Origin of the sequence: Eubacterium sp. AF17-7 (assembly GCF_003461285.1) — a bacterium.
GTDB classification, from domain to species: Bacteria; Bacillota; Clostridia; order Lachnospirales; family Lachnospiraceae; genus Eubacterium_U; species Eubacterium_U album.
The window spans coordinates 62,841-69,929 of record NZ_QTWU01000015.1 but is presented as its reverse complement, the minus strand read 5'-3'; the positions used below and the strand labels follow the sequence as shown (position 1 = coordinate 69,929).

Below are 7,089 nucleotides of genomic sequence, written 5' to 3'. Positions count from 1 at the left end.
TATAGAATATATATTACTTATGTAATAGTAATAATAAAAAATAGTTATATTATTTGTAGTATATATCTGCTAATTTTTATTATTAGCAATAAAATAATTAAATAAAATAGAAATGAAATATCTAAAACAATATTATGTATTTATGAATAGTTCAGAAATTCAAAAAATTTAATAAAAAATTATTGTTTCACGTGAAACATTAATATAGATTTGAAAAAGGAACTGTGTTACAATAATATTTGTTAAAAACATGAATTAAATTACTTGAAATATAGAAAGGTATTGAAATGGGAAAAATAATTGCAATTGCAAACCAAAAAGGTGGAGTTGGTAAGACAACTACAGCTATAAATTTGTCTGCATGTATAGCAGAAAGAGGTAAAAAAGTACTTTTAGTTGATATTGATCCACAGGGAAATGCTACAAGTGGGGTCGGTATTATAAAACAGGAACTAGAAAAGACTGTTTACGATATGTTTATTGGAGAATGTAGGTTATCAGAGTGCTTGACAAGTAGTATTGTAGATAATTTAAATGTTTTGCCATCAAATGTAAACCTATCAGGAGCAGAAATAGACTTAATAGGAGTGGATGAAAGAGAATTTATACTAAAAAATGCATTAGAAGGAGTAAAAGACTTATATGATTATATAATTATAGATTGTCCTCCATCATTAAATGTATTAACAGTTAATGCTTTAGTTGCAGCTGATTCGGTTATAGTTCCAATCCAATGTGAATATTATGCTTTAGAAGGACTTTCACAGTTAATCTATACTATAAATTTAATTCAGGAAAGAATTAACCCGGTATTAGAAATTGAAGGTATAGTATTTACGATGTATGATGCTAGAACAAATTTATCTAACCAGGTTGTAGATAATGTAAAAGAAAATATGCATTTAAATATATATAAAACAATTATTCCGAGAAATGTAAGATTGGCAGAAGCACCTAGTTATGGGCTTCCTATACATATGTATGATGCCAAATCAGCAGGATCTGTAGCCTATATGAATTTAGCAAAAGAAGTAATTAAAAATAATAAAAATAGATAAGTAGTAAATAAAAATTAAAAATTTATAATTGATTAAATAAATGACGTATGACTTGTAAAATAGTATAAATAATAAAAAAAAATACATATTTATATATGGATATGCAGGGATTTTAGAAAAAACAAGTTAAAAATATGCATTTAAACAAATAATTATTAAATTTTCATATATAAAATAAACTAAATAAAAAAAGTTATGTAAACTAAATGTAAATAAATATGAAGTATAAAGGAGAATAATATGCCAAGACCAAAAAAAGGCGGATTGGGAAATGGATTAGAATCAATGATACCCAATTATGGTGCAGCCATCAAACCAAAGAAAAATGAAGATAAAGAAAAAGAAGTTGTGGTAAAAGAGGTTGTAAAGGAAGTTGTAAAAGAGGTAAAGGTACCTCAGGATACGTTAGTTAATATTAATGATATTGAACCAAATAGAGAACAGCCAAGAAAAAATTTTGATAAGGAAGCATTAGAGGAATTAGCTGAATCTATAAAGATTCATGGACTTATTCAACCAATAATTGTTCAGAAAAAAGAAGATTATTATGAAATTATAGCTGGTGAAAGAAGATGGAGAGCAGCTAAAATAGCTGGTTTAAAGGAATTACCGGTTGTAATAAAAGAATATACACCTCAGGAAGTAATGGAAATTGCTTTAATAGAAAATATACAGCGTAAAGATTTAAATCCAATAGAAGAAGCAATTGCATATAAGAGTCTTGTTGACGAATATAACTTAAAACAGGATGAAATTGCTAAAAAGATGTCAAAAAGTAGAGCTGCAATTGCAAATTCAATGCGTTTATTAAAATTAGCAGAAGATGTCCAAGAGATGATTATTAATCAGGAGTTGTCTATGGGACATGCAAGAGCATTACTTGCAATTGAACATGAAGAATTGCAGATAGATACAGCAAAAACTGTAATTGAAAAGGGATTAAGTGTAAGAGAAACAGAAAAATTGGTAAAAAATATACTTAAACCAAAGCAAATAAGAATGAAAATTCCACCTATGGATAAGGCTGTTTATGATCAGATTCAGGATAGATTAAAAGAAGTAATGGGAACTAAAGTTTCAATTAATCCAAAAAAGAATGGTAAAGGAAAAATTGAAATAGAATACTATTCAAGTGAAGAATTAGAAAGACTGATAGAATTATTCAATGGAATTCATGAGTAATTTGGCAAAACATTAATATATACAAATTAATAAAACAGTTTTATAATGTAAAAATGAAAAATAAAGGAGAAAGAAAATGATACAGGAAATATTTAGCAGTGCATATACATATATTATTACAGTTGTAGTAATGTTTTTGATTTTTCTTATTTTACACATTAAGCAAAGTATGAAATTAAATAAGTTAATGAAAAAATATGATAAGTTTATGAAAGGAAAAAATGCAGAAAATCTTGATGGAGCAATAAGAGAGAGTTTTAAACAGATTGAAAAAATAAATGTAGAACATCAAAAGACAATGATTAAAGTAGAAGAATCTGTTCATAGAATAAATTCAGTGTTCCAGAAGTTAGGAATTGTAAAATATAATGCATTTAAAGAAATGGGCGGAAACTTAAGCTTTGCATTATGTATGCTAGATAGTGAAAATACCGGATTTATTTTAAATACAATGCATGGAAGAGAAGGAAGTTACACATATATCAAAGAAATAATTAAAGGTGAAGCTTATGCTACATTAGGAGAAGAAGAAAAAGAAGCATTAGAAAAAGCAATGAATTCATAATAAAGGTTAACATCATAGTTTAATATTAGAGAGTAAGTTAGATAAATATAATAATAAAAAATAATAAAAAATAATAAAAATGAGATTAGTTAAAATATAGACTAATCTCATTTTTTTTAGTGCATGACCCTATTTATGAAATTGAATTTAATAAAAATTCAACATCAATTGTGGTTAATATAAGAATATAGGTAATATGTTTATTAATAATTATGGATAAAAATCTAAGAGTAATTAATAAATAACACGAAAAGTTAATAATTATTAATAAATACAATGCTTATATTGATAAAAACTATTAATAATTAAATTAATACTCGTACTTATATTAATATTCATTTACTTTTATCATTGATTTTAAAATATCAAATTCTCCAGGATTATCTTTATAAATTCTTGCAGCTGCAACAATTGGAAGCCATTGGTTTACATAACGTTTAGTTGTTCCTGTCATATTACAAAATGAATCTAAATATAATTCAGCATATTCAGGCATATTTATTTTAAACCAAATATAAGTACGCGCAATATCAGCACTGGCGTTTCCCTGAGATGCATGATTCCAATCTAAAACGCAATAATCATCACCTGAGATAATAATATTGTGTGGAGTAAGATTTCCATGGCATAATTTTTTATGCTTTGGTGATGAATCAAGCATTTCTAGTAAATCAAATTGAGTTGATTCATCTAAACCTGAATTATTAATTCCATATTGTAATTTTGCTTTTTGTCTTGGAATAGCAGTACAAAAATTAGTATGAATAGAAGTCTGTATAGTAACTAATTTATTAATATATTCTTCAATATTTTCAGGATTATTATTAATAAGGGAAAAAAGAGATTCACCTTTAATTAAATCAAATTTGATACACCACTGTCCGTCTTTTTTATAAACAGAGTCAATTAAAGGAGCGTGTGCATCAAGTTCTTCAACCTTAGAAGTAATAAATGCTTCTTGAAAAACATCTTTCTTGTCGTAATCAATATTAAAAATTTTGTATGTATAACTTTCGTCGTTGTATATTTTATTATGACGTCTTTCATTCATCAATTGTAATTCCATAATAAATCTCCTCATATAAAATGTATTACTAAAATATCTGGATAGTGATTAATCGTCAGAAACATTTATAGAAAATAAATAAAGTTCATTCGATTTCATATTTAATAAAAAATTAAATTATTTATTTGAAGGTTATTATACCATAATGCATAAAAATTTACTAGAAGTAACATAATATATTGTCTAAAATAACTATAATATAAGCATAACAAATAGGTATAAAAAAGTAAAAGAAAAATCGACGAATTGTACAGAAAACTTGCAAAAATAGGGTGTTGGGGTTATAATCGAAATGGCGTGTAAAAGTAAAAATTTTTATGCAAAGGGAGAAAAGAAATGTTAGATATTAAATTTGTCAGAGACAACCCGGAAGTTGTAAAACAGAATATTAAAAATAAATTTCAGGATCATAAACTTCCATTAGTAGATGAAGTTATTGAATTAGACGAAAAGAATCGTAAAATAAAGCAGGAAGTTGAAGCACTTCGTGCTGAAAAGAATAGTCTTTCAAAATTAATTGGTGGATTAATGAAAGACGGAAAGAAAGATGAAGCTGAAGAAGTTAAAGCTAAAGTTGCTGCAGGTAATGCAAGAATTGATGAACTTACAGCTGAAGAGAAAACAACAGAAGAAGAAATCAAGAAGAGAATGATGGTTATTCCAAATATTATTGATAAATCAGTTCCTATCGGAAAAGATGATAGTGAAAATGTTGAGATTGAAAGATTTGGTGAACCAGTAGTTCCTGATTTTGAAGTTCCATATCATACAGATATCATGGAAAGATTTAATGGTATTGATTTAGACGCTGCAAGAAAGGTTGCAGGAAATGGATTTTATTATCTGATGGGAGACATTGCAAGACTTCATTCAGCAGTTATTTCATATGCAAGAGACTTTATGATTGATAGAGGATTTACTTATTGCGTACCTCCTTTTATGATTAGAAGTAATGTTGTAACAGGTGTTATGAGTTTTGATGAAATGGATCAGATGATGTACAAGATTGAAGGAGAGGATCTTTACTTAATCGGTACAAGTGAACATTCAATGATTGGTAAATTTATTGGAACACATACAAATGAAGAAGATCTTCCTTACACACTTACAAGTTATTCACCATGTTTCCGTAAAGAAAAAGGTGCTCACGGTATCGAAGAGAGAGGTGTTTACAGAATTCATCAGTTTGAAAAACAGGAAATGATCGTTATTTGTAAGCCGGAAGATAGCATGATGTGGTATGACAAACTTTGGAAGAACACAGTAGATTTATTTAGAAGCATGGATATTCCGGTTCGTACTTTGGAGTGTTGCTCAGGAGATTTAGCAGACCTTAAGGTTAAATCAGTTGACGTTGAAGCTTGGTCACCAAGACAGAAGAAATATTTTGAAGTTGGTAGTTGCTCTAACTTAGGAGATGCTCAGGCAAGAAGACTTTCTATAAGAATTAGAGGAAAAGAAGGAAACTATTTTGCTCATACTCTTAACAATACAGTAGTTGCACCACCTCGTATGCTTATTGCATTTTTGGAAAATAACCTTAATGCAGATGGAAGCGTAAATATTCCTGAAGTTTTAAGACCATATATGGGTGGAATGGAAAAAATTGTTCCTAAGAAATAGTTAAAATATTTAAAAACAAGATAAATTCAGAAAAATTTTATAAATGTCGCTATAGCTCAGTTGGATAGAGCGACCGCCTCCTAAGCGGTAGGCCGGAGGTTCGACTCCTCTTAGCGACGCCTGGATGTTATACCGAAAACTTTGTAGTCAAAGTTTTCGGTTTTTTATTTTAGGATAATATATTGTTTATGGGAATAAATATTTAAATAAAACAGAATTTGATTATTTGTCAGGAATGATGGCAACACAAAATTTTAAGAAAATAAATTATTAAACAAATATTTAAGAAAGTCTCTTTGTCAAACATGGGATAAAATTAAGAAACAAATAAACTATAAAATGGAGATTATTACTTTTTAAGAATAAAATAAACAATTAAATCAAATAGATAAATAAAATATAAATGTAATACATATTGACAAGTAATTAAAATAATAAGATAATTGTAAAGTACGTGTAATACTCTATTACTCAAATGTTACAATTGCTATAATACAATTGTAAAGTACGATATTTAAAGGAAAGGTTATAAAACCGAGATTATGGATTATATTGTAATGGATTTGGAATGGAATCAGAATCCTTATGGTAAAAACAATAATCATCCTGACATACCATTTGAAATAATAGAAATAGGTGCAGTTAAAGTAAACGATGATTTAGAAGTTGTAGATGAATTTCAGCAGGTTGTAAAACCTAGAGTTTATAAAAGATTGCATTATAAAATCCAGGAAATTACTCATTTGACAATGGAAGAGTTAAATTCGGGTGAAGATTTTAGAAAAGTGATAAGAAATTTTCTAAATTGGTGCGGAGATGACTATATCTTTTGTACATGGGGATCAATGGATTTGACAGAATTGCAGAAGAACATGAAACATTATGGGATGGAAAGAATATTAGAATTTCCATTATTTTATGTTGATTTGCAAAAAATGTATAGTTTGTGTTATGAAGATGGTCATATAAAGAGAACTTTGTCATATGCAGTTGAAGAATTGAATATCAAAGAAGATGAACAATTCCATAGAGCTATATGTGATGCAGAGTATACTGCTAAAGTAATGAAAGCAATGGATTTTGATAAAGTAAAAGAAATGCTTTCAATTGATACTTTTTATTCTCCTAGAATTAAGGAAGAAGAAGTATTTGTTAGATTTCCTACTTATACAAAATATATTTCAAGGGAATTTTTAAGTAAAGATGAGATGTTTTTTGACAGGGATGTAAGCAGTATGAAATGTAATGTGTGTGATAAACCATTAAAAGTTCTTATAGATTGGTTCTCAGACAGTGGAAAAATGTATTATTGTTTGGGTGAGTGTCAGGAACATGGATATGTTCGAGGAAAAATAAAAGTTAAACCTCGGGAAGAAGATAGTTTCTTTGTTGTTAAAATCATGAGGAGTACTGATGAAGAGGGAGCAGAAAGTATTAGAGAAAAACAGGAAAGCATTAGGGAAAAAAGACGAGAGAGAAGACAAAAATCGTTAGATAGTGAGATTGTCATCGAAGAAATATGGGATGAAGATGAGATAAAATCAGAATTGGATGACAAATAATAAAAAGGACATGTAGACGGGAACGTTAACATG

Annotated in this window: 6 protein-coding genes and 1 tRNA gene; 6 read left to right on the top strand and 1 reads right to left on the bottom strand. The window is 28.0% G+C overall.

Going from position 1 to position 7,089, the window contains the following annotated elements; translation table 11 throughout:
• The first annotated feature begins 287 nt into the window (after positions 1 to 287).
• From DWW96_RS11755 to DWW96_RS11745, 3 genes are all read left to right on the top strand, one after another.
• A complete protein-coding gene (locus DWW96_RS11755; RefSeq protein WP_117910550.1) occupies positions 288 to 1,058 on the top strand; it encodes an AAA family ATPase in 771 nt (256 codons plus the stop codon).
• A gap of 240 nt (positions 1,059 to 1,298) precedes the next feature.
• Positions 1,299 to 2,240, top strand: coding sequence for a ParB/RepB/Spo0J family partition protein (locus DWW96_RS11750; protein WP_117910549.1), 942 nt, complete (start codon positions 1,299 to 1,301; stop codon positions 2,238 to 2,240).
• A 76-nt stretch (positions 2,241 to 2,316) separates the two neighbouring features.
• Positions 2,317 to 2,805, top strand: a complete 489-nt coding sequence (locus tag DWW96_RS11745) for a DUF4446 family protein (protein ID WP_117910548.1) — start codon at positions 2,317 to 2,319, stop codon at positions 2,803 to 2,805.
• Positions 2,806 to 3,133: 328 nt separating this feature from the next.
• Here DWW96_RS11745 and DWW96_RS11740 read toward each other — a convergent pair whose 3' ends face one another.
• The gene (locus DWW96_RS11740; protein ID WP_158562705.1) at positions 3,134 to 3,871 is read right to left on the bottom strand and encodes a phosphotransferase; all 738 of its coding nucleotides are present in this window, start codon (positions 3,869 to 3,871) and stop codon (positions 3,134 to 3,136) included.
• Positions 3,872 to 4,207: 336 nt separating this feature from the next.
• On the opposite strand from DWW96_RS11740, the gene serS reads away from it, so the two are divergent.
• The 3 genes from serS (at position 4,208) to DWW96_RS11725 (ending at position 7,056) form a co-directional block, all read left to right on the top strand.
• On the top strand, positions 4,208 to 5,494 hold the full coding sequence (gene serS, locus DWW96_RS11735) for a serine--tRNA ligase (RefSeq protein ID WP_117910546.1): 1,287 nt from the start codon (positions 4,208 to 4,210) through the stop codon (positions 5,492 to 5,494).
• A 45-nt stretch (positions 5,495 to 5,539) separates the two neighbouring features.
• Positions 5,540 to 5,613 (top strand) — tRNA-Arg (locus DWW96_RS11730).
• A gap of 423 nt (positions 5,614 to 6,036) precedes the next feature.
• Positions 6,037 to 7,056: a 3'-5' exonuclease gene (locus tag DWW96_RS11725; protein WP_243003075.1), complete on the top strand. Its 1,020-nt coding sequence runs from the start codon at positions 6,037 to 6,039 to the stop codon at positions 7,054 to 7,056.
• Positions 7,057 to 7,089 lie beyond the last annotated feature (33 nt).